The organism is Streptococcus sp. KCJ4932 (assembly GCF_004352745.1).
In the GTDB taxonomy this organism is placed as follows: domain Bacteria; phylum Bacillota; class Bacilli; order Lactobacillales; family Streptococcaceae; genus Streptococcus; species Streptococcus ruminicola.
In genome coordinates, this window is record NZ_SJWW01000008.1 from 19,782 (window position 1) to 43,561 (window position 23,780).

General features: G+C 38.8%; 24 protein-coding genes and 1 other RNA gene. 22 read left to right on the plus strand and 3 right to left on the minus strand.

The features are described from left to right. Nucleotides 1-222 precede the first annotated feature (222 nt). On the plus strand, nucleotides 223-723 hold the full coding sequence (gene perR, locus E0E02_RS04615; RefSeq protein ID WP_039696162.1) for a peroxide-responsive transcriptional repressor PerR: 501 nt from the start codon (nucleotides 223-225) through the stop codon (nucleotides 721-723). Between the two features lie 85 nt (nucleotides 724-808). Here perR and E0E02_RS04620 read toward each other — a convergent pair whose 3' ends face one another. Continuing rightward, on the minus strand, nucleotides 809-1,561 hold the full coding sequence (locus E0E02_RS04620) for a DUF975 family protein (protein WP_074564561.1): 753 nt from the start codon (nucleotides 1,559-1,561) through the stop codon (nucleotides 809-811). Between the two features lie 265 nt (nucleotides 1,562-1,826). Between E0E02_RS04620 and tgt the strand changes: the two genes are divergently transcribed. The 11 genes from tgt (at nucleotide 1,827) to E0E02_RS04675 (ending at nucleotide 10,557) form a co-directional block, all read left to right on the plus strand. After that, on the plus strand, nucleotides 1,827-2,969 hold the full coding sequence (gene tgt / locus E0E02_RS04625) for a tRNA guanosine(34) transglycosylase Tgt (protein WP_074482369.1): 1,143 nt from the start codon (nucleotides 1,827-1,829) through the stop codon (nucleotides 2,967-2,969). Nucleotides 2,970-3,093: 124 nt separating this feature from the next. After that, nucleotides 3,094-3,405, plus strand: coding sequence for a CHY zinc finger protein (locus tag E0E02_RS04630; protein WP_206282018.1), 312 nt, complete (start codon nucleotides 3,094-3,096; stop codon nucleotides 3,403-3,405). A gap of 3 nt (nucleotides 3,406-3,408) precedes the next feature. Next, entirely contained in the window at nucleotides 3,409-3,939 is a 531-nt protein-coding gene (locus E0E02_RS04635; RefSeq protein ID WP_133017973.1) for a biotin transporter BioY, read from the plus strand. A gap of 73 nt (nucleotides 3,940-4,012) precedes the next feature. Further along, nucleotides 4,013-4,789, plus strand: coding sequence for an MBL fold metallo-hydrolase (locus E0E02_RS04640; RefSeq protein WP_133017974.1), 777 nt, complete (start codon nucleotides 4,013-4,015; stop codon nucleotides 4,787-4,789). Continuing rightward, nucleotides 4,789-5,295, plus strand: coding sequence for a tRNA adenosine(34) deaminase TadA (gene tadA, locus E0E02_RS04645; protein ID WP_133017975.1), 507 nt, complete (start codon nucleotides 4,789-4,791; stop codon nucleotides 5,293-5,295). Before E0E02_RS04640 ends, tadA begins: the two co-directional genes overlap by 1 nt. 31 nt (nucleotides 5,296-5,326) lie before the next feature. After that, nucleotides 5,327-5,412: signal recognition particle sRNA small type (ffs, locus tag E0E02_RS04650), an RNA gene on the plus strand. Nucleotides 5,413-5,607: 195 nt separating this feature from the next. Further along, the gene (locus E0E02_RS04655) at nucleotides 5,608-6,957 is read left to right on the plus strand and encodes a glucose-6-phosphate isomerase (protein ID WP_074480136.1); all 1,350 of its coding nucleotides are present in this window, start codon (nucleotides 5,608-5,610) and stop codon (nucleotides 6,955-6,957) included. 234 nt (nucleotides 6,958-7,191) lie between these two features. After that, a complete protein-coding gene (gene dapD, locus E0E02_RS04660) occupies nucleotides 7,192-7,890 on the plus strand; it encodes a 2,3,4,5-tetrahydropyridine-2,6-dicarboxylate N-acetyltransferase (RefSeq protein ID WP_033153507.1) in 699 nt (232 codons plus the stop codon). A gap of 57 nt (nucleotides 7,891-7,947) precedes the next feature. After that, the gene (locus E0E02_RS04665) at nucleotides 7,948-9,081 is read left to right on the plus strand and encodes an N-acetyldiaminopimelate deacetylase (protein ID WP_133017976.1); all 1,134 of its coding nucleotides are present in this window, start codon (nucleotides 7,948-7,950) and stop codon (nucleotides 9,079-9,081) included. Between the two features lie 280 nt (nucleotides 9,082-9,361). Next, entirely contained in the window at nucleotides 9,362-9,889 is a 528-nt protein-coding gene (locus tag E0E02_RS04670; protein WP_133017977.1) for a 5-formyltetrahydrofolate cyclo-ligase, read from the plus strand. Next, complete coding sequence (locus tag E0E02_RS04675; RefSeq protein WP_133017978.1) at nucleotides 9,886-10,557, plus strand: rhomboid family intramembrane serine protease; 672 nt, start codon at nucleotides 9,886-9,888, stop codon at nucleotides 10,555-10,557. The genes E0E02_RS04670 and E0E02_RS04675 overlap by 4 nt, the downstream gene beginning before the upstream one ends. Nucleotides 10,558-10,617: 60 nt before the next feature. Here the strand turns inward: E0E02_RS04675 and galU are convergent, their stop codons facing one another. Next, nucleotides 10,618-11,532 (minus strand): UTP--glucose-1-phosphate uridylyltransferase GalU, encoded by a 915-nt coding sequence (gene galU / locus E0E02_RS04680; RefSeq protein ID WP_074561114.1) that lies wholly within the window; start codon nucleotides 11,530-11,532, stop codon nucleotides 10,618-10,620. Nucleotides 11,533-11,597: 65 nt separating this feature from the next. Then, complete coding sequence (locus tag E0E02_RS04685) at nucleotides 11,598-12,614, minus strand: NAD(P)H-dependent glycerol-3-phosphate dehydrogenase (RefSeq protein ID WP_015695767.1); 1,017 nt, start codon at nucleotides 12,612-12,614, stop codon at nucleotides 11,598-11,600. Between the two features lie 165 nt (nucleotides 12,615-12,779). Here E0E02_RS04685 and E0E02_RS04690 point away from each other — a divergent pair, with 165 nt between their 5' ends. From E0E02_RS04690 to E0E02_RS04735, 10 genes are all read left to right on the plus strand, one after another. Continuing rightward, nucleotides 12,780-13,547, plus strand: coding sequence for an epoxyqueuosine reductase QueH (locus E0E02_RS04690; RefSeq protein ID WP_133017979.1), 768 nt, complete (start codon nucleotides 12,780-12,782; stop codon nucleotides 13,545-13,547). 300 nt (nucleotides 13,548-13,847) lie between these two features. Further along, the gene (locus E0E02_RS04695) at nucleotides 13,848-15,077 is read left to right on the plus strand and encodes an MFS transporter (protein WP_133017980.1); all 1,230 of its coding nucleotides are present in this window, start codon (nucleotides 13,848-13,850) and stop codon (nucleotides 15,075-15,077) included. Nucleotides 15,078-15,170: 93 nt separating this feature from the next. Continuing rightward, nucleotides 15,171-15,617: a dUTP diphosphatase gene (locus tag E0E02_RS04700; protein ID WP_074480130.1), complete on the plus strand. Its 447-nt coding sequence runs from the start codon at nucleotides 15,171-15,173 to the stop codon at nucleotides 15,615-15,617. A 35-nt stretch (nucleotides 15,618-15,652) separates the two neighbouring features. After that, nucleotides 15,653-17,014 carry a DNA repair protein RadA gene (radA, locus tag E0E02_RS04705; protein ID WP_074560973.1) on the plus strand — a complete coding sequence of 454 codons (1,362 nt, stop codon included), beginning with the start codon at nucleotides 15,653-15,655 and terminating at the stop codon, nucleotides 17,012-17,014. Between the two features lie 114 nt (nucleotides 17,015-17,128). Next, nucleotides 17,129-17,626, plus strand: coding sequence for a carbonic anhydrase (locus E0E02_RS04710; RefSeq protein WP_074564548.1), 498 nt, complete (start codon nucleotides 17,129-17,131; stop codon nucleotides 17,624-17,626). 27 nt (nucleotides 17,627-17,653) lie between these two features. Next, nucleotides 17,654-18,580 carry an aldo/keto reductase gene (locus tag E0E02_RS04715; RefSeq protein WP_133017981.1) on the plus strand — a complete coding sequence of 309 codons (927 nt, stop codon included), beginning with the start codon at nucleotides 17,654-17,656 and terminating at the stop codon, nucleotides 18,578-18,580. Nucleotides 18,581-18,618: 38 nt separating this feature from the next. Beyond that, nucleotides 18,619-19,116 (plus strand): LURP-one-related family protein, encoded by a 498-nt coding sequence (locus E0E02_RS04720; protein ID WP_133017982.1) that lies wholly within the window; start codon nucleotides 18,619-18,621, stop codon nucleotides 19,114-19,116. A gap of 112 nt (nucleotides 19,117-19,228) precedes the next feature. Continuing rightward, a complete protein-coding gene (gene gltX, locus E0E02_RS04725) occupies nucleotides 19,229-20,686 on the plus strand; it encodes a glutamate--tRNA ligase (RefSeq protein WP_074603016.1) in 1,458 nt (485 codons plus the stop codon). Between the two features lie 255 nt (nucleotides 20,687-20,941). Next, a complete protein-coding gene (locus E0E02_RS04730; protein ID WP_074564540.1) occupies nucleotides 20,942-22,108 on the plus strand; it encodes an MFS transporter in 1,167 nt (388 codons plus the stop codon). 215 nt (nucleotides 22,109-22,323) lie between these two features. Continuing rightward, nucleotides 22,324-23,514, plus strand: a complete 1,191-nt coding sequence (locus E0E02_RS04735) for an argininosuccinate synthase (protein WP_133017983.1) — start codon at nucleotides 22,324-22,326, stop codon at nucleotides 23,512-23,514. The last annotated feature ends 266 nt before the right edge of the window (nucleotides 23,515-23,780 follow it).

The window sequence follows — 23,780 nt, forward strand, 5'->3', positions numbered from 1 at the left end:
TGAAAACAACAGTGAAAATGAGGAGATTCTTTCAAAATGAATTTTCTCATTTTTTATTGGCTAAAAATGCTAGATTAGTAGCCTTTTTGAGAAAAATAGTTAACTTTTACTCTGAAAACTTGAAATCGTCAGATTTTTATAATAAAATGAATGAGCATGTCAGGATGGCTGACAGATAAACTATGTTATAATGACCTTAATAAATAGAACAGGAGAGCCATAATGGACATTCATACCCATCACCGTCCTTTGGATGCCTATGAAAATGTCATTGAGCATCTCAAAAGAAAGCACATTCGTATCACGGAGACTCGTAAAGCCATTATCGCTTATATCATAAATAGCCATGAGCACCCAAGTGCTGAGAAGATTTATAAAGACCTTTTGCCAGAACATCCCAATATGAGTTTGGCGACGGTTTACAATAACATGAAAGTCTTGGTTAAAGAAGGTTTTGTTGCTGAATTAAAAGTGACTAACGACCCAACAACTTACTACGATTTCATGGGACACCAGCATATCAACATTGTTTGTAAATATTGTGGTGATATTGCAGACTTTATGGATGTTGATGCTATTGATATTGGAAAAGAAGCCTATGAACAAACAGGCTATATGATTACCAAGGTTCAGCTAACAGCCTATGGAATTTGTCCAAAATGCCAAGAAAAGCTCAAAGCAGCCGGCGAACCTTTCATGGCTTACCGAGAAGATAATAAATAAAGAGTTTGGGAAAATTTCTAAGCTCTCTTTTTAATCATAAAAAATCCCCAGTATTACTGGAGATTTTTTGCTTGTTAATCATTTATTATTCTGCTTTATCTAGCAAATCTTCATAGAAGTAAAGTGTAGCAGTTGTAGTGTATGGAAGTGTATAGAAATGAAGCAAGCCACATGTTAGGCCAGTCAAGATATACCAACCGATGAAGCTAAATTGTAAGCAGAAATAGCGCCATTTGTTGCCATTCATCAATTCTTTACTCTTAGAGATAACGCTGTTAGGACCATCGTAAGTACCGTTGGCAACAGCATCGTAAAGAACAAATGTAGTCATGGCATATGAGTATTGTTTGATGATTGAAAGAACAAAACCAGCAATCATAAGAACAAAGCCAAGTAAAGCAACAAAGAGTCCGACATTACTGTCTTTGCTTGAAGCGGCTGTAGCTCCTGCAACAAGAAGAATCATACCTACAAATGCAAGCAATGACCATAAGAAAATGTAGAACCATTTTACAATAGCGGTAATGACGTATTTACCGAATAGTTCATTGGAGAAGACACGCATATTGTCGCCTACTTCAACATGGTCGGCTTTATGACGCATGACATCAAGAACAGCGTAACTTGCTGATGCAAGGAACAATGCTAACAAGATGCTGATGATTCCTGGAACGGATTCAGTAATGCTAAATTCAGTACCATTGTAAGTATAAGTTTCCTTGTAACTGATTGAGACAGCAAGGATAGCTAAAATGATAGGAACGATAAACAATTGATACTTGCCAGAGAGAGTTTTCAAAAATTCCCTAGCTTTGCGACGAGTTTCTGAAGCTTTCATAATATGGACCTCCTTAAAAAGTTTCCTAAAATGTAATTACTTCCACGCTTTCATTATAGCACCTTGTATTAGAGAAGTCACACGAAAAGAGGTAAACATGACAAAAAAGGTGATTTCTGGTAAAATCGTAAAGGTTGCGCTTTTTAAGCAATGTATTGTAAGAATCTAGGAAGCTTTTCCGAGGTTTTCTCAGTCTGATTATTTCTAATCATGACACTATTAAAAATGCCCACAACTGTTTTTTGTGGTAGCTAGGAGAAAAAAGATGACAGATTATCCGATTAAATATCGTTTAATTAAGAAAGAAAAACACACTGGAGCTCGTTTGGGTGAAATTATCACACCACACGGGACTTTCCCAACACCAATGTTCATGCCTGTTGGAACACAAGCAACGGTTAAAACACAATCACCAGAAGAACTCAAAGAAATGGGCTCAGGAATTATCCTATCAAACACTTATCACCTGTGGTTGCGTCCAGGTGATGAGCTAATCGCTCGTGCCGGTGGTCTTCACAAATTCATGAATTGGGACCAAGCTATTTTGACAGATAGTGGTGGTTTCCAAGTGTATTCATTAGCTGAGACACGTAATATTACCGAAGAAGGGGTTACCTTTAAAAACCACCTCAATGGTCAAAAAATGTTCTTGTCACCAGAAAAAGCTATCTCAATCCAAAATAACTTGGGTTCAGATATCATGATGAGTTTTGACGAATGCCCACAATTCTATCAACCATACGATTACGTTAAAAAATCAATCGAACGTACAAGCCGCTGGGCTGAACGTGGTTTGAAAGCTCACCGTCGTCCGCACGACCAAGGACTTTTTGGTATCGTTCAAGGAGCTGGTTTCAAAGACCTTCGTCGTCAATCAGCTAATGATTTGGTAAGTATGGATTTCCCAGGTTACTCAATCGGTGGATTAGCTGTTGGGGAATCACACAAAGAAATGAATGCTGTGCTTGACTTCACAGTGCCAATGTTGCCAGAAAACAAGCCACGTTACCTTATGGGGGTTGGTGCACCAGATAGCTTGATTGATGGTGTTATCCGCGGTGTCGACATGTTTGACTGCGTGCTTCCAACACGTATCGCTCGTAATGGAACATGTATGACAAGTGAAGGTCGTTTGGTTGTTAAAAATGCAGCTTACGCAGAAGACTTTACACCACTTGATCATGATTGTGATTGCTACACATGTCGCAACTACACACGTGCTTATATTCGTCATCTTCTTAAAGCTGATGAAACATTTGGTCTTCGTTTGACAAGTTACCATAACCTTTACTTCCTTGTGAACTTGATGAAAAAAGTTCGTCAAGCTATTATGGATGACAATCTTTTGGAATTCCGTGAAGATTTCTTTGAACGTTATGGCTATAATAAGAGTGACCGTAATTTCTAATATATTATAAAGCTTGAAACGATTGTTTCAGGCTTTTTTACTTGAACCTCAAAAAAGTGTTAACCTATATACAAAAAGTAGTTGACTAAAATAAAATGAAGTAGTAAACTTTGTTAAAAGGTTGGTGATAATGGTGATTTATGGAGTTGATCTTGATAGTGAGGGAAGGTGTCGACACTATCATACAGCATGTGATGTTGTTGCTTTGAAATGTAGCAAGTGTCAGGAATATTTTGCTTGTTATCAGTGTCATGATCAGTTGCGAGATCATCCTTTTGAGCCTGTTTCGGTAGATGATGATGCACCAGTGCTTTGCAGCAGTTGTCGTCATACGTTAACTTTTACGGAGTATAAAAAGGGATTTTGTCCTTATTGTCACCATGCCTTTAATCCAAAGTGTCAGTTACATGAGACTATTTATTTTTCAAAGGAGTAGGTTATGAAAAACGTCAGGGATTTACTTTACATTGCTATGATGGCAACTATTTTGGTTATTTTAGGATTCATTCCAGCCATTCCACTGGGATTTATTCCTGTTCCAATTGTTTTGCAGAATTTGGGAGTCATGTTAGCTGGTGTTTTATTAGGCTGGAAGAAGGGAAGTTTATCAATTCTCTTATTTTACTTATTAGGGATGTTTTTGCCAGCTTTTTCTGGGAGTACATTTTTTGCGGTTTTAGCTGGTCCGACGGCTGGTTATGTGGTGGCTTGGTTTTTTGTACCAATGCTAGTCAGTTTGATTTTGAAAGCTTTTAAAACGTCATCGTTTATTGGAAATGTGATCGCGATTTTAGTAGGCGGAGTTTTGTTTGTTGATTTGTTAGGGGCCATTTATTTGTCAGTTTATATGCACATGCCTTTGATGACCTCATTATTATCAAATCTTGCTTTTATTCCTGGGGATACGATTAAAGCTGTGGTTGCTAGTACTATTGCTTATAAATTTAAAGATAAATTAGGCTTGGCATAAGAGAACAGTCTTTTTAAAAAAGCGTCTATTTCTGTTATAATGTGAGTAAGCATTACTAGAGGAGGATTCTACGATGAAACTCACAACACTTGGTTGCTGGGGAGCTTACCCATATAAAGACGGCGGCACGACCTCTTATCTCGTTACGAGTGAGGACGGTTTTCAATTGCTTATGGATTGTGGAAGCCGTGCCGTCACAGAATTAGAAAAAGAAATCAGCCCACTTGATTTGGATGCGGTGATTATTTCACATTATCACCCTGATCATATTGCTGATCTTGGTGTACTTCGCCATTATTTCCAACTTTATCCAAAATACCTTTGGACACCAAAAGTTTTGCCGATTTACGGTCACAATGAAGACGAAGTTGAGTTTGCTAAATTGACTTTGCCTGGTGTGTCTGAAGGGAGAGCTTATGATGTCACTGGTGTTGAAAAAATTGGCCCATTTGATATTACTTTTATCAAAACGGTCCACCCAGTTCCTTGCTATGCCTTTCGTATTGTCGAACGTGCAACTGGTCAATCGCTAGTATTTACTGGTGACACGGGCTATTTTGCTGAATTGGAAAAATTTGCCGCAGGCGCAGATCTCTTTTTGGCAGATGTTTACCTTTATGCAGGGAATGAAAATCATCCAGCTCACTTAACAACGAAAGAAGCAGGAGAGATTGCTAAAGCTGCAGGTGTGAAATCACTTGTCTTGACACACACACCACCAGTGCCACCACAAGGTGTTGATGCTAAAAATCACCTTCAAGTGCTTAAAGAAGAAGCACAAAGTTTTGCTGACGGTGTGCCAGTTGACTTGGCTGAGCCACACAAATCTTGGCAAATCGGGGAGCTCTAATGGCTGAATTTACGCAGGAAGAAAAAGAGTATTTCATGCGCGAAGCGCTGAATGAGGCTAAGAAGTCACTAGAAAAAGACGAGATTCCTATTGGTTGTGTCATTGTTAAGGATGGCAAAATCATTGGACGCGGGCACAACGCGCGCGAAGAACAGCAAAAAGCAATCTTACATGCTGAAATTATGGCTATCAACGAAGCCAATGAGAACGAAGGCAATTGGCGTTTGCTCGAGAGTACTTTGTTTGTCACCATTGAACCTTGTGTGATGTGCAGCGGAGCTATTGGGCTTGCCCGCATTCCACAAGTGATTTATGGGGCGGCTAATCAAAAATTTGGCGGTGCTGGCAGCCTTTACGATATTCTGACAGATGTTCGTCTCAACCACCGTGTTGAGGTTGAAACGGGCATTCTTGAGGCTGAATGTGCTGGCATCATGCAGGACTTTTTCCGAAAAAATCGTGAGAAGAAAAAAGCAGCCAAGAAGCAAGCTAAAGAGCAGTGCTAATTTGCATAATCAAAAATTTATGATATAATATTCTTCGGAGCAACATCTGCGCGTGAAGCGGGTCAGGGGAGGAATCCAGCAGCCCTAAGCGATTGTAGGTGTGTGCTCTTTTTTATTCTTTAAAATGCTTGAAATCATGCAAAAAAAGCGGAGTTTTTCATGTTTGAATGATTGTTTCATGAAAGTTTTCAGCAAGTTAGAAAAAGTCCGTGAAACGCTTTATTTTATAGGATTATTTAGTAAAAATGATTGAAAAAAAGTGCATAAAAGAGTAATATAGAAGAGAAATTTAATTTTTTGAGGAGTATTGTAATGACACATATTAAATTTGACTATTCAAAATTGTTGGGTCAATTCGTCGAACAAGAAGAAATCGACTTCATGCAAACACAAGTCAACGTTGCTGACGAATATTTGCGTAAAGGTACTGGACCTGGTTCTGATTTCCTTGGTTGGGTAGACCTTCCAGAAAACTACGACAAAGAAGAATTTGCTCGTATCCAAAAAGCTGCTGCTAAAATCCAATCAGACAGCGAAGTTCTTGTCGTTATCGGTATCGGTGGTTCTTACCTTGGAGCACGTGCTGCTATCGATTTCTTGAGCAATCACTTCTACAACCTTCAAGCATCTGCAGATCGTAAAGGTCCACAAATCCTTTACGCTGGTAACTCAATTTCTTCAACTTACCTTGCAGACCTTGTTGAATACGTTAAAGACAAAGATTTCTCAGTTAACATTATCTCTAAATCAGGTACTACAACTGAACCAGCTATCGCTTTCCGTGTCTTCAAAGAACTTCTAGTTGAAAAATACGGTCAAGAAGAAGCTAACAAACGTATCTACGCTACAACTGATAAAGCTAAAGGTGCTGTTAAAGTTGAAGCAGTTGCTAACGATTGGGAAACATTTGTTGTTCCAGATAACGTTGGTGGACGTTTCTCAGTATTGACTGCTGTAGGTCTTCTTCCAATCGCTGCTGCTGGTATCGATATCGAAGCTCTTATGAACGGTGCTAACGCTGCTCGTAAAGAATTGACTTCTGCTGAAATCTCAGAAAACATCGCTTACCAATACGCTGCAGTTCGTAACGTACTTTACCGTAAAGGTTACATCACTGAAATCTTGGCTAACTACGAACCATCACTTCAATACTTCGGTGAATGGTGGAAACAATTGGCTGGTGAATCAGAAGGTAAACACCAAAAAGGTATCTACCCAACATCTGCTAACTTCTCAACAGACCTTCACTCACTTGGACAATTCATCCAAGAAGGTTACCGTAACATCTTTGAAACAGTTGTTCGTGTTGATAAACCACGTAAAAACGTTGTTATCCCTGAATTGTCAGAAGATCTTGATGGTCTTGGATACCTTCAAGGTAAAGACGTTGACTTTGTAAACAAAAAAGCAACTGATGGTGTACTTCTTGCTCACACTGACGGTGGAGTACCTAACATGTTCTTGACACTTCCTCAACAAGATGAATTCACTCTTGGTTACACAATCTACTTCTTCGAGTTGGCTATCGGTCTTTCAGGTTACCTTAACGCTGTTAACCCATTCAACCAACCAGGTGTAGAAGCATACAAGAAAAACATGTTTGCTCTTCTTGGTAAACCAGGATTTGAAGACTTGTCAGCTGAGTTGAACGCACGTCTTTAATTCATCAATACACAGATAAAAAAAGCTTCCGAAAGGAGGCTTTTTTTGTGTGGTTGGCAGTCTACTAATCAAATTGGTGAAAAATCAAAGAAATTTCTTTCCAAATTTTCTGAATATTTGATATAATAGTATACAATTAACTAATTTTGAATTGGAAGGAGTAGGGTGTTTGGCTTGGAAAGTCTTGGTATCAGGATTCTCCTAGGTCTTTGAAACGCTCTTGGTATCTTAAATATGACTGCACAAAAAATGACGGCTCAAGAGATTATTGCTTTTATTGGGAATGCGGAGAAAAAGACAAATGTTAAGGTGACATTTGAAGGTGAATTGGCTGCAGCTGTTCCAGAAAGTGTCATTAAGCTTGGCAACGTGCTTTTTGGTGACTGGAAAGATATTGAGCCGCTTTTGGCAAACTTGACTGAAAATAAAGATTATGTTGTTGAACAAGACGGTCGCAATTCAGCTGTGCCATTGCTTGATAAACGCCATATTAACGCTCGTATCGAACCAGGTGCCATTATTCGTGACCAAGTGACTATCGATGATAATGCGGTTGTCATGATGGGTGCGGTTATTAACATTGGTGCTGAAATTGGTGCAGGTACGATGATTGATATGGGGGCTGTTCTTGGTGGACGTGCTATTGTTGGTAAAAACAGCCATATCGGTGCAGGAGCTGTCCTTGCTGGTGTGATTGAACCAGCTTCAGCAGAGCCAGTGCGCATTGGGGATAATGTCCTTGTTGGTGCTAATGCCGTTGTCATCGAAGGTGTCCAAGTTGGTAATGGTTCTGTCGTAGCAGCGGGAGCTATTGTTACCAAAGATGTTCCAGAAAATGTTGTTGTGGCTGGCGTTCCCGCTCGTATCATCAAAGAAATTGATGCTAAAACACAACAAAAAACAGCACTCGAAGACGCTTTGCGCAATTTGTAATAAGAGATTCAAAGGCTTGGGAGTTTTCTCAAGCTTTTCACAAATTAAGGAAAATATATGACTTTAGATTTAATTAAAATTCGTCGTGATTTGCATCAGATTCCAGAGATTGGTTTGGAAGAGTTTAAGACGCAAGCTTATCTTTTGGAGCGTATCGCAGAAATCACAGTGGGAAAAGACTTTGTGGAACAACGAACTTGGCGAACTGGGATTTTAGTCTTTTTAAAAGGTTCTGCTCCTCAAAAAACAATTGGTTGGCGTACGGATATAGATGCCCTTCCTGTTGTTGAGGAAACAGGTCTTCCTTTTGCCAGCCAACATGAGGGTCGCATGCATGCGTGTGGACATGATATGCACATGACAGTAGCTCTTGGTTTGTTAAATGAGCTAGTGCAAACACAACCAAAGAATAACCTACTCTTTCTTTTTCAACCCGCCGAAGAAAATGAAGCAGGTGGTATGCTCATGTATCAGGATAATGCCTTTGGGGATTGGAAGCCAGATGAATTTTATGGTTTGCATGTGCGACCTGATTTTAAGGTTGGGACTATCGCGACAAATACCTCAACTCTATTTGCGGGGACTTGTGAGGTCTTAATCACTTTTAAAGGAAAAGGTGGTCACGCTGCTTTTCCACATGAAGCTAACGATGCCTTGGTTGCGGCGTCCTATTTTGTCACACAGGTGCAGACAATTGTCAGCCGAAATGTAGACCCGATTCAAGGTGGTGTCGTCACATTTGGTTCTTTCCACTCGGGGACAACTAATAATGTCATTGCCGAAACAGCGCAGCTGCATGGAACCATTCGTACCTTGACACAAGACATGAGCCTCTTGATTCAAAAACGAGTGACTGAGATTGCAAAAGGGGTGGCAGCAAGCTTTGGAATGGAAGTAGAGGTTAATTTGAAACAAGGTGGTTATCTCCCTGTGGAAAATAATCCCGAATTGGCGCGTGAGGCCATGGACTTTTTCAGAAATCGCGAAGCTGTTCATCTGATTGACTGCTTGCCAGCTATGACTGGAGAAGATTTTGGCTATTTGTTAAATAAGATTCCAGGGGTGATGTTCTGGTTGGGTGTTGAAACACCTTATGCTCTTCACCATCCTAAGATGAGTCCAAATGAAGCAGCTCTTTCGTTTGCGGTTAGTGAAATTTCAGCTTTCTTGAAAGAAAAAGCAAGTCATTAAAAAGGTAGCAAGTTTTTAGTCTTGCTACTTTTTTTGTATTTAAAAAATAAAAAAAGCCGCTATTGGGAGCTAGCGGCTTAAAAAGGGAAGGACATGATTTTTCAATCATGTCCAGGAGATTTATGAAAAGGGAATAACTCCAAAAGAGCCAATTCCCAGCGGTTTGGGAGAACCGCTATTTAGGATAGATATAGTATATCGGAGAAACCTTAAAGAAACCTTAAAGTAAATTTTAAGGTTTTTGCTGAGTAAAATCTCGGTTTTGTGTTATCATAAAAGCATGGAAAAAGTAGCCTTACGAAAGAGCATCATTGCTCATTTAAAACATCAAGATAGAACAGAAAAAGCCTTGAAAGATAAGGCTTTATTAGATGAGTTGCTAGCATCTTCTGCTTATCAAAAAGCGGACACTATTGCCACTTATTTAGCTTTTGATTTTGAGTACAATACCGAATTGTTGATTAAACAAGCTCAAAAAGATGGCAAAACCATTTTAGTTCCAAAGACTTACCCACACGGCAAAATGATTTTTTGTCTCTATGATGTGGATAAGTTGGTGAAAACATCATTTGGCTTGTGGGAACCTGCTTGTGACAAAGCTGTGGATAAGTCAGAAATTGATTTGATTCATGTGCCAGGTGTTGGTTTTAACCAAGATGGTTTTCGAATTGGATATGGTGCTGGCTATTATGACAGGTATTTAGCAGATTATAAAGGCAAAACAATTAGTACGATTTATGAGTGTCAGAAAGCGGAGTTTCAGCCAGATAGTCATGATGTCGCTGTTATGGAGGTATTTAGTCGATGAAAAATGTTATTAAAGAAAGTCCAGTGACGATCTTTTTGCTGGCTTTAACGACTTTGGTTTTTATAGCCATGCAGGTGATTTATTTTGGAAATGCCACATCTAATCAAGCCATTTTTAATACTGGTGGGATGTATGGTGCCTACGTTAGTTTATTTCCAAGTCAATTGTGGCGCTTGGTGACACCGATATTTGTTCACATCGGTTGGGAACATTTCTTTTTCAATGCTTTAACGCTATATTTTGTTGGTCAAATAGCAGAGCAGATTTGGGGACATCACAAGTTTTTAGCTTTGTATGTTTTATCAGGAATTGTTGGGAATATCTTTACACTTTTCTTTACGCCAAACGTGATTGCTGCAGGTGCCTCAACATCGCTTTTTGGCGTTTTTGCAGCGATTATGGTCGCTGGGTATTTTGGAAGAAATCCTTATTTGAAAGAACTTGGTAGAAATTATCAAGCTTTGATTATTGTGAATTTGATTTTTAATTTATTTACTCCAAGTATTGGGATTGCTGGTCATATTGGTGGTCTTGTCGGGGGTGTCTTATGTGCCATCTTTTTACCAACGCTTGTGGAGAAAGGTATGTTTAAACCATGGCAACGTTGGTTGGCAGCAGCGGCTTACGTTGGTTTAAGTCTAGTCTTGATTGCCATGGCTTTGCATTAAAGTCATAACAAAAAGTTCCTCTAGACATTGTCTAGAGGAACTTTTTTATGTTATAGCATATTATTTAGATTCTTTTTTAGTTGAGTCAGCTTCCAATTTTTTACCCAAATCGATAAGATATTGTTTCATGTTATCTTTGATTTGTGGGTGTTGAAGTGCATAGTCAATAGAAGTTTTCATGAAGCCGAATTTATCACCGACATCATAGCGATCTCCGTTAAATTGACGTGCAAAAACACGTTGTGTTTTGTTCAAAGTGTCGATAGCATCTGTCAATTGGATTTCATTACCAGCTCCAGGTTTTTGTGTTTCAAGAATATTGAAGATTTCTGGAGTAAGAAGGTAGCGACCGATGATAGCAAGATCGCTAGGTGCATCTTCAGGTGCTGGTTTTTCAACAAATGTTTCAACACTGTAAAGACCGTCTTTTCCTTCGCCTTGAGGTGCGATAACGCCGTAAGATGAAACTTCTTCGTGAGGCACAGGCATAACAGCGATTGTTGATGCATGTGTGTTTTCGTAGTCGTTAATCAATTGTTTTGTAAGTGGTACAGCTTTATCGTTGTTGATATCCATAAGGTCATCACCAAGCATAACGACAAATGGTTCGTTGCCTACAAAAGCTTTAGCTTGAAGGACAGCATCACCAAGTCCACGAGGGTGACTTTGACGGATGAAGTGAAGATTAATGGCTGTAGTGTCATTAACGAGTTTAAGAAGATCAGTTTTTCCTTTGTGTTCCAAATTGTATTCTAATTCGAAGTTTGAGTCAAAGTGGTCTTCGATAGAACGTTTTGATTTACCAGTAACAACCAAGATATCTTCAATACCTGATTTTAAGGCTTCTTCGACGATAAATTGGATTGTTGGTTTATCAACAATTGGAAGCATCTCTTTAGCGAGTGCTTTTGTAGCTGGCAAGAAACGAGTTCCAAGACCAGCTGCGGGAATAACGGCTTTTCTAACTTTTCTCATATTCATACGAGAACTCCTTTTCATAAATAAACTATGCTGAATTAAATTATACTATAATTCTAATTTTAGTGCCATTCGTTTTCTGAACGGAAGTCATTTGACATCATGCCAAGAATGCTATCACGAACATCAGCACCTTCGTAGATGACTTTGTAGATAGCAGTTGTGATTGGCATGTAGACATCCAATTCTTTAGCTAACTCATAGGCAACTTTAGTTGTTGAAATCCCTTCGATAACCATTCCCATATTTTTCTCGATGTCTTCGAGTTTTTCACCGCGACCAAGAGCATCACCAGCTCGCCAGTTACGAGAGTGAACAGATGTTCCTGTTACGATAAGGTCACCAACACCAGAAAGACCACTGTAAGTAAGTGGGTTAGCTCCCAATTTAACCCCGAGACGTGTGATTTCAGCAAGTCCACGTGTGATAACGGCTGCTTTAGCATTGTCACCGAAACCAAGACCGTGAAGTGCACCGGCACCAACAGCTATGATGTTTTTAAGTGCACCAGCTGTTTCCACACCAATAACATCAGTATTAGTGTAAAGGCGGAAGTAATTGTTGCTAAAGAGTTTTTGAACGTATTTAGCAGCTTCGTGATCTTTAGAAGCGGCAGTGATCAAGGTAATGTCTCGAACAATTGTTTCTTCAGCATGGCTTGGTCCAGAGACAACGACGATTTCAGAGCGCAATTCGGCAGGAATTTCTTCCTCAAGAATTGTTGAAAGACGTTCGTGTGTTCCAGGTTCAAGACCTTTAGAAGCGTGCATGATAACAGCTTTGTGATCAAGTGTTTCAGCGACTTGTTTGGCAACCAAACGTGTTACTTTTGTTGGGACAACAAATAAGATAGCATCAACGTCTGTAAGTGCTTCTTTCAAGTCAAGTGTCGCTTTGATATCTTCAGAGATTGTGATGTCTTTGAAGTAGCGAGTGTTAGTATGTTTCGTATTTAATTCTTCGATTTGTTCTGGGATATTTCCCCATAGACAAACTTCATGTCCATTGTCGTTTAATACTTGTGCAAGAGCGGTTCCCCAAGAACCAGGCCCTAAGACAGCAACTTTTTGTCTTGTCATTTTTACTCCTCTCTTAAACGAGCAAGATTACAATCTCCATTATATCATAAGACGGCTATGTTTGTCTTTGTTTATAAAAAACAGGTGATAATTGTCATTTTTTTGAAAAATAACTTATGGTATAATGGGGTGACCTCATCAGTACTGGAAAGGAAGACTATTTTTGTGATTGATTTAGAAGAGATTTTATCACGAATGAATCCCAATCAAAAAATCAACTATGACCGTGTCATGCAACAAATGACAAAGCGTTGGGCGCAAGAAGAAGTAAGACCCAAAATTCTTGTTCACGTTTGCTGTGCGCCGTGTTCAACTTATACATTAGAATATTTGACGCAATACGCTGATGTGACGGTTTATTTTGCGAATTCTAATATTCATCCAAAGGATGAGTATCTTCGCCGTGCTTATGTGGTGCAAAAATTTATCTCAGAATTTAATGAAAAAACAGGAAATAAGGTTGATTTCATCGAAGCACCTTATGACCCATCTGAATATTTTCAAAAGGTTCATGGCTTAGAAGACGAACCTGAAGGTGGCGAACGTTGTACGGCTTGTTTTGATTATCGTTTGGACAAGGCTGCGCAAAAAGCAGTTGAGCTTGGCTATGACTATTTTGCTAGTGCTTTGACAATCAGCCCGCACAAAAATTCCCAAGTCATTAACAGTGTCGGTATTGAGGTTCAAAAGGTTTATGCAACCAAGTATTTGCCAAGTGATTTCAAGAAAAATAATGGCTACCGCCGTTCTGTTGAAATGTGTGAAGAGTATGACATTTACCGCCAATGTTATTGTGGCTGTGTTTTTGCGGCAAAAATGCAGGGCGTTGATTTAAATCAAATCAAAAAAGAGGCTAAGGAATTCATGGTAGGAAAAGACGGCGAAAAAGAATTCCCACACATTCGCTTTACCTTTGAAGGAAAAGAAATTTAATACAAGAAAAGCAGAATTAGTTTCAAGCTAGTCCTGCTTTTTTGTTGACGATAAATAACTTTAAAAAATATATATTTATATTTTAAAACTATGTTAAACCGTGATAAAATAGGGGGTAAATAAGATTAAAAAGTGAGAATAATGGGAAAGAGGGTGTTGTATTTGGAGTTAGAATCGAAAGTAAAGTTGGGAGAGTTTTATAAAGAATTACGTTTAGCTAGAAAAGTTAAACAAAAAGATGTCGCTAAAATGGTGGTATTGGGAGATTTTTGAAAAAAATATGAGGTAAGAGTTCTATTTATGAAAAAGTTTAGGTCATCGTTTTTTCTATTATCTGAAGCGGCTGGGATTGTAGCTAGTAGCGTTTATGGGTTAACGCTATCATTTATTGTTCAGCGTTATGTTGATAGTCAATTTTTAAATAGTTTAGTTAGCAATATCAGCGTGACATTAAGCATGCTTATGGCATTTTTTACAGGTTATATTGTTGATAAGAAATCGCCGTGGAAGTTGATTTTGTTATCAGACTTGGTTTTGATACCGCTATTTATCATTCCTATTTTTCTTTTTGAAGTTTCAATTCCGTTATTTCTGATTTCAATAGTCATTATTGACATGGTTTCGATAGTTGTTTCAGAGTTAGATGAGATTTCAAGACCTGTTTATCTCAGCCTTATCACAACTAAAGAAAAATCCGTTTCGGTTTTACAGAGCATTAATATTGTTGATTCAGCCTTTGCTATTGTTGGCTATCTTTTTGTCTTTTTGACAATTTCTTTTCTCAAAATTAACACTTATTTTATTATCGTTAGCATTTGTTACCTTTTTAGTGCTATATTTATTTTTCATTTACCAAAGGAAACGAAGGAAAAACAGCCTCTTTCTGAAACACAAGAAAGCTTTATTTTGGCGTTAAGAGAATTATTGCAAGTGATTGTAAGGCTAAAACAAGTAGGTCTTTACCTTGCCAATCTTCTCTTTATGGTGAAAAATCAGATTGTCATGAGCCTTTTGATTTTTAGAATTGGACAGATTGATAAGGGATTTACTCATATTCATATCATTGGTATCGGAATTCTGCTTAGTGTAGCAGGTGGTGCGGTGCTTAATAAGATTCTTTATTTAGCTAAGGTATCGGTAAGAAAAATTCTTTCAATGTTCTTAATTGCTTGTAGTGGGTATTTTACCTATCTTGTTGGTCATGCACAAACTGTTGAGCATTTCCTATTGTTTGGTTTAGCGATAGGAGCTATTTTTGGAACAGGTTTACCGTGTTTTGGTTTGCTTTCAGCAGAAAGAATGCTTGTTACTCCAGATAATCATCAAGGAAAATCATTATCGTTGTTACGGACAAGTTCGGTTGTTTTAACACTTAGTCTAACAGCTTGCTTTGCTATTGTTGAAAAGCTCTGCCATTTGACAACAATCTTTTTTGACGGTAGTGCTGTTTTAGCAATAATATTGGTTTTGCTATTTTTTGCCCTACCATTTACGGAATTAAATAGTGTAAGGAAAAATAGTAATAAGTAAACTTTCTTTGTTTCCAAGCAAGGAAAGTTTTTTTGATGAATAGCTTTTATGTTATAATATGAAGATGATTTAATACAGAAAAAAGGAGACAAAATGAGTAAAATTAGAGGGTTTGAATTGGTTTCACAATTCACAGATGAAACATTATTACCAAAACGTGAAACAGCGCATGCAGCTGGTTATGATTTGAAAGCGGCTGTCACAACAGAAATCGCACCAGGTGAAATCAAATTGGTGCCAACTGGTGTCAAAGCCTACATGCAAGCTGGCGAAGTGCTTTATCTCTTTGACCGTTCATCAAATCCACGTAAAAAAGGTTTGGTTTTGATTAATTCTGTTGGTGTTATTGATGGTGATTACTATGGCAATCCAGCCAATGAAGGTCATATCTTTGCGCAAATGAAAAATATCACAGATGAAACAGTTGTGGTTGAAGCTGGCGAACGCATTGTCCAAGGTGTTTTCATGCCTTTCTTGGTTGCTGACGGTGACGAAGCAGATGGCGTGCGTACTGGTGGCTTTGGGTCAACAGGAAAATAAGGTTTAGAGTAAAAATATAAAGGAGGTAATGAGCTATCGCTAAGAAGAAAACAACGTTTATTTGTCAGGAGTGTGGCTATCATTCTCCTAAGTATTTAGGGCGTTGCCCAAACTGTTCGTCATGGACGTCATTTGTCGAAGAAGTTGAGGTGCAAGAAGTTAAAAATGCGCGTGTCAGTTTGACAGGTGAAAAGAGCAAGCCAACCAAATTAAAAGATGTGAGCTCGATTAACTACTCACGCACGAAGACAGACATGGATGAATTTAACCGTGTGCTTGGTGGCGGTGTGGTGCCAGGTAGTCTAGTGCTTATTGGTGGTGACCCAGGTATCGGAAAATCAACCCTGCTTTTGCAAGTATCGATTCAGCTTGCTGACAAGGGAACGGTTCTTTACGTTTCTGGGGAAGAATCAGCTGAGCAGATTAAATTGCGTAGTGAACGACTTGGCGATATTGACAATGAATTTTACCTTTATGCTGAGACTAATATGCAAGCCATTCGTGCGCAGATTGAGCAAATTCAACCTGATTTCTTGATTATTGACTCGATTCAAACCATTATGAGTCCTGATATTTCAGGGGTTCAAGGATCAGTGTCACAAGTACGTGAAGTAACTGCAGAGCTCATGCAACTAGCTAAGACTAATAATATCGCAACCTTTATTGTTGGTCATGTGACTAAGGAAGGGCAGCTTGCTGGGCCGCGTATGCTTGAGCATATGGTGGATACAGTACTCTATTTTGAAGGGGAACGTCACCATACTTTCCGTATTCTACGTGCCGTTAAAAATCGTTTTGGTTCGACAAATGAAATTGGCATTTTTGAAATGCAATCAGGCGGGCTTGTTGAAGTACTTAATCCTAGCCAAGTTTTCTTAGAAGAACGTTTGGACGGTGCGACTGGCTCAGCTATCGTGGTTACTATGGAAGGAAGTCGTCCGATTTTAGCGGAAGTCCAAGCTTTGGTAACACCAACGGTCTTTGGAAATGCCAAACGCACAACAACAGGTCTTGATTTCAACCGTGTTAGTTTGATTATGGCGGTGCTTGAAAAACGTTGTGGGCTTTTGTTACAAAATCAAGATGCTTATCTCAAGTCAGCTGGTGGGGTGAAACTTGATGAACCAGCCATTGACTTGGCAGTTGCGGTAGCTATTGCGTCAAGCTATAAAGAAAAGCCGACAAATCCCCAAGAAGCTTTCATTGGTGAAATTGGCTTGACGGGTGAGATTCGTCGTGTCACTCGTATTGAACAACGTATCAATGAAGCAGCAAAACTTGGCTTTACCAAAGTTTACGCGCCGAAGAATTCTTTGGCTGGCATTGACATTCCAGAAACGATTGAAGTGGTTGGGGTAACAACTGTCGGTGAAGTTCTTAAGAAAGTTTTTAAATAGATGCAGAGGAGAATGCTCCTCTGTTTTTTTGTGCTAAGTCTTTTTAAGCGACAATCCATCCTAAAAGTGATAAGATGATAAAAACGCTCTCATGGCTATATTAGGAGGACTTTTATGTCTTATTTTGAAAAATTTTTAAAAACCAATCAAGCTTATGCTGACTTGCATGGAACGGCGCATTTGCCTCAGAAACCTAAAACGCATGTTGCTATTGTTACTTGTATGGATTCACGTCTGCATGTGGCGCATGCGCTGGGTTTGGCGCTTGGTGATGCTCATATTTTGCGGAACGCAGGTGGGCGTGTGACTGATGATACCATTCGCTCTTTGGTGATTTCTGAGCAGCAACTTGGGACACGTGAGATTGTTGTCTTACACCATACAGATTGTGGCATGCAAGGACTTAGTAATGATGCTTTTGCAGAGCAGTTGGCGCGTGATTTAGGTGTGTCAGTTCATGGAAAAGATTTTCTGCCATTTTCTGATGTTGAAGAAAGTGTCCGTGAGGATGTTAGAAAGCTGCGCGAGTCGCCGTTGATTCCTGATGATATCGTCATTTCAGGAGCTGTTTATGATGTTGATACAGGTCGCATCAGTGAAGTAACACTCTAGGTGTTTGATTTTGAAAAAGGAGAAAAAATGAGATATATCAAATTTGGCGAGCGCCAAACGGAAGTTTCAGAAGTTGTTTTGGGATTAATGCGCATTTCAGAAATGACGGTTGATCAAGTTGAAGAGTTGATTGAGTCTGCTCTGGCGGTTGGAATTAATGCCTTTGATATTGCTGATTGTTATGGTCATGGAAAATGTGAACAGATCTTAGGAGAGGTGTTGAAACGTCGTCCTGACTTGCGTGAGAAGATGTGGATTCAATCAAAATGTGGTATCCGCATGGAAGAATTTACTTATTTTGATTTTTCAAAAGAGCATATTTTAGAGGCTGTGGATGGCATTTTAGAGCGTCTTAATGTTGATTACATTGATTCTTTGTTACTTCATCGTCCAGATGCGCTTATGGAGCCTGAAGAAATTGCGGAAGCTTTTGATTTGTTGAAGGCCCAGGGAAAAGTTATCGATTTTGGTGTCTCAAATCAAAATCCGATGATGATGGCATTGATTCAAAAAGATGTTAACCAACCTTTGGTGGCTAATCAATTGCAACTGAGTGCAGCCTTTACTCCTAGTTTTGACGCTGGTTTTCATGTCAATATGAAACAAGAGGCTGGGATTGTTCGCGACAGCAGTATTTTTGAATATTGTCGCTTGCATGATGTGGTGATTCAAGCTTGGTCAGTACTTCAGTTTGATTATTTTGGCGGTGTTTTCTTGGGTTCTGAGAAATACCCTGAGTTAAATCACGTTTTAAACCGTTTAGCTGAAAAATATCATGTCAGCCCGTCAGCGGTTGCTATTGCTTGGGTGTTGCGATATCCAGCAAAAATGCAAGCTGTGATTGGAACAACCAAAAAAGCTCGTGTTGCTGAAGCAGCTAAGGCGGCAGAAATCCAGTTGACGCGAAAAGAATGGTATGAAATCTACTTGGCTGCGGGCAATGATTTGCCATAAAAATGCTTTTAGTGTTTTGAGTAAATTGGGAGAAGTTTATGCGAAAATTTGAAATCAGCCAAAAATTCTGGTCGCTAGCTGGCAAGTTTGACATCTTTGATGAGGATGGTCGTTTGGCTTATCAGGTTCAAGGTTCTTTTTTGAAACTATTTAAGGAATTTACTATTTTTGATAGGCAAGGAAAGACTGTCAGTCATATTAAGCAGCAGTTTAGTTTTCCTTTCCAGAAATTTATGGTGACTTTTGCGGATGGTAAGAAAATCACGATTCAAAAACGTTTTTCACTGTTGAAAGCTAAGTATGATATTTCTGATTTTGGTTTAGAAGTAGCTGGGGATATTTGGAATATGACATTTAGCCTTCTTAACCAAGGACGTGAGGTGGCTAAGATTCATCAAGAATGGTTTAAATTTCCTTCAACTTATCGAGTGGAAATTGCTGATGATTCTTTGTCTGACCTTGTCATTTCTTTGGTTATTGCTATTGATTATATCAAGGAAAAAGAGTCAAGTGCAGCTAGTTCAGCATCAAGTTAAAGTTCAATTGTTCTAAATCTTGGATATAGGAAGGAATTCAGCTGAATTTTTTGTTCCAAGACTCAAGATTGTGCTATAATAGAAGCGATTGAAATTTTAACAGGAGACGAAAATGCCTAAGAAAATTCGCGTGCGTTATGCACCAAGTCCAACAGGACTTTTACACATCGGAAATGCGCGTACAGCGCTCTTTAATTATCTTTACGCTCGTCACCACGGTGGTGATTTTGTAATCCGTATCGAAGATACTGACCGTAAACGTCATGTCGAAGACGGTGAACGTTCACAATTGGAAAACCTTAAATGGTTGGGAATGGATTGGGACGAAAGCCCACAAACTCACGAAAAATATCGCCAATCAGAACGTTTGGACATCTACCAAAAATACATCGACCAATTGTTGGCTGAAGGTAAAGCTTATAAATCATACGTTACTGAAGAAGAATTAGCTGCAGAACGTGAACGCCAAGAAGCTGCTGGTGAAACTCCTCGTTACATCAACGAATTCCTTGGTATGTCTGAAGAAGAAAAAGCAGCATACATCGCAGAACGTGAAGCAAAAGGAATCATCCCTACTGTACGTTTGGCTGTTAACGAATCAGGTATCTATAAATGGCATGATATCGTTAAAGGCGACATCGAATTTGAAGGTGGAAACGTCGGTGGTGACTGGGTTATCCAGAAAAAAGATGGTTACCCAACATACAACTTTGCCGTTGTTATTGATGACCACTTGATGGAAATCTCTCACGTTATCCGTGGAGATGACCACATCGCAAACACACCAAAACAATTGATGGTTTACGAAGCACTTGGTTGGGAAGCACCAGAATTCGGTCACATGACATTGATTATCAACTCTGAAACTGGTAAAAAATTGTCAAAACGTGACACAAACACTCTTCAATTCATCGAAGACTACCGTAAAAAAGGTTACATGCCAGAAGCAGTATTCAACTTTATCGCTCTTCTTGGTTGGAACCCTGGTGGTGAAGATGAAATCTTCTCACGTGAAGAATTGATCAAACTCTTTGATGAACACCGTTTGAGCAAATCTCCAGCTGCCTTTGACCAAAAGAAAATGGACTGGATGAGCAACGAATACATCAAGAACGCAGATTTCGATACAATCTTTGCAATGGCTAAACCATTCTTGGAAGAAGCTGGTCGTTTGACTGATAAAGCTGAAAAATTGGTTGAACTTTACAAACCACAAATGAAATCTGTTGATGAAATCCTTCCATTGACTGACTTGTTCTTTGAAGATTTCCCAGAATTGACAGATGCTGAAAAAGAATTCATGGCTGGTGAAACAGTTCCAACAGTTCTTGAAGCCTTCAAAGCAAAACTTGAAGCTATGAGTGACGAAGATTTCAAATCAGAAAACATCTTCCCACAAATCAAAGCTGTTCAAAAAGAAACTGGTATCAAAGGTAAAAACCTCTTCATGCCAATTCGTATCGCCGTTTCAGGTGAAATGCACGGTCCAGAACTTCCAGATACTATCTACCTTCTTGGTCGTGAAAAATCAATTGAACACATTGAAAACATGCTTAAAAACTTGAAATAATAGCTAAAAAAGTCTGAGGTATTCTCAGGCTTTTTATATTTTCCTTTAGACGGTATGTCAGAAAAAGACGCTGTTATTTTAGAGTAAATCAAGCAAATGTATTAAGTTGTATTTTTTATCTAAAATTATGAATTTTTAGAAAGATTTTAATTGCTTGTGAAAAACGTTTTCTTTGCAGTTACCTATTCTAAAGTCATTTACTTCTTGTTATAATAGGCTTTAAAATTTTGTTATTTATAAGTTAAGAGGAGTTACATGAAAAAAGACTATTCTATCTTTTTCGTCCCAGGAATTATTCTTGTGGGCGCTGTTATGCGTATCCCATTTACGACAATTCCGACTGTCCTTAGCTATGTTGCGGATGGTTTAGGAGTTTCAGTCAATTCTTTGGGTGTTTTGACAAGTATTCCGTTGATTATGTTTGCCTTTTGCTCATCTTTGGCACCACGTTTAGCGGATAAATTTGGACTTGAAAAATTATTCACCATGGTTCTGATTGCCATGTTTATCGGTTCAAGCATGCGCGTGCTTAATCTTCCAAGTCTTTACATTGGAACAATGATTATCGGAATCAGCATTGCCATGATGAACGTTTTGTTCCCAAGTATCATTTTGGCAAACCAACCATTCCGTATCGGATTGTTGACAACGATTTATACAACAGCTATGGGGCTTTCTTCATCAGTTGCCGCATCAGTTGCTGTTCCAATCGTTAAAGCGACATCTTGGAAAGGGTTGATTCTGATTCTTAGTTTCTTGATTTTGGTAGCTTTGGCAGTTTGGTTCCCAAATACTTTCCACAATCACATGACAGAGCAAGATGAAGAAAAACGTTCATCATCACTTTGGAAAAATAAAGCCGCTATCGCGCTTCTTGTCTTTGGTGGTTTGCAATCTCTTCTTTTCTACACAGGAATGACATGGTTGCCAACAATGGCTAGCCAAGCTGGTCTCTCAAGCGAAGCAGCAGGTATCTTAGCTTCAATTTATTCATTGATTAGCTTGCCGTTTTCATTGACAATCCCTACTTTGACAACAAATCTATCAAGTAAAAACCGTAAAATCATGCTTGCGATTGTGTCAGCTTGTGCTATTGTAGGTACAGGAATGCTTCTCTTCCAAACAAGCAGCTTTGCTTATTGGTTGACAGTTAATATTTTAATCGGTATTGCTGTTAGTGCTTTGTTCCCATACTTGCTTGTGACATTCTCAATGAAATCACACACACCAAGTCAAACAGCACAATTGTCTGGTATGGTGCAATCAGGTGGTTACTTCCTAGCAGCCTTTGGACCAACACTTTTTGGTTTTAGTTTTAACCTCTTTGGTTCATGGACAGTAGCGGCACTTTGCTTGTTCATCTGTACAATTGTGATGACAGCAGCTCTGTTCTATACAGAACGCTTTGAAAAAATTCAATAATTTAGCTAATATATTCTCCCTAGCTTTTGCTGGGGAGTTTTTTGTATAAAAAAGTGTGATTTTTTGTATATATGCAGTATATTTGTTATAAAATCATAAAAAAGTAACTTTTTTTGAAAAAATATTCAAAAAATTGTTGACAGGGGTGAAAGGTATGTGTATAATTATACACATAAAGTTGATAAAAACACAAAACAAGAAAAGAGAGTAGTCCTATGTCAAAAGAAAAAGTTATCCTTGCGTACTCTGGTGGTCTTGATACTTCAGTTGCCATTACTTGGCTTATGAAAGATTATGATGTCGTTGCCGTTTGTATGGACGTCGGCGAAGGTAAAGACCTTGATTTTATTCATGATAAAGCTCTTAAAGTTGGTGCAGTTGAATCTTACGTCCTTGACGTTAAAGATGAATTCGCTGAAGAATATGTTCTTCCAGCTCTTCAAGCTCACGCTTACTACGAACAAAAATACCCATTGGTATCAGCGCTTAGCCGTCCAGTAATTTCTAAAAAATTAGTTGAAATTGCTCATAAAACAGGTGCGACAACAATCGCTCACGGTTGTACTGGTAAAGGGAATGACCAAGTTCGTTTTGAAGTGGCAATTGCTGCGCTTGACCCAGAATTGAAAGTTATCGCTCCAGTTCGTGAATGGAAATGGTCTCGTGAAGAAGAAATCGAATACGCTAAAGCAAATGGTGTGCCAGTTCCAGCTGACCTAGACAACCCATATTCAGTTGACCAAAACCTTTGGGGACGTGCTAACGAATGTGGTGTTCTTGAAAATCCATGGAACCAAGCTCCAGAAGATGCCTTTGGTATCACAACTTCACCAGAAGAAGCTCCTGATACACCAGAATTCATCGATATCGAATTCAAAGCTGGTAAACCAGTTGCTCTTAACGGCAAAGAAATGAAACTTGCTGACCTTATCCAAGAAGTCAATGCTATCGCAGGTAAACATGGTGTCGGACGTATTGACCACGTTGAAAACCGTTTGGTTGGTATCAAATCACGTGAAATTTACGAATGCCCAGGTGCTATCACACTTTTGACAGCTCACAAAGAAATCGAAGACATCACATTGGTACGTGAAGTATCTCACTTCAAACCAATTCTTGAAAATGAATTGTCAAACCTTATTTACAATGCTTTGTGGTTCAGCCCAGCAACAAAAGCAATTATTGCTTACATTAAAGAAACACAAAAAGTGGTTAATGGTACTGCAAAAGTTAAATTGTACAAAGGTTCAGCAAAAGTTGTTGCTCGTAAATCACCAAATTCACTTTACGATGAAAACTTGGCAACATACACATCAGCTGATAGCTTCGACCAAGATGCAGCTGTAGGCTTCATCAAACTTTGGGGACTACCAACTCAAGTTAACTCACAAGTTAACAACAAATAAATCATCTGCTTAAGCAGTCGATTATGAAAAAGAAAAGAAAAACATGGGCGTGAACAAGTCACAGCCAAATAAACAATAAAAGTATAAAAAGAAAAGAAAATTTCAGATAAAAGGGGACAGGGAGCCCCATCTGAGACTCTTTTCTTATAACTTACCAAACCCTCGTTAATGTCAACAGAGAGTGGCATCGAGCTTAAATAATGATATCCTGTGAGAATCATTTAAGACATTCGCCCCGTGAGGCATCACATCATAAGTCCTTGGTA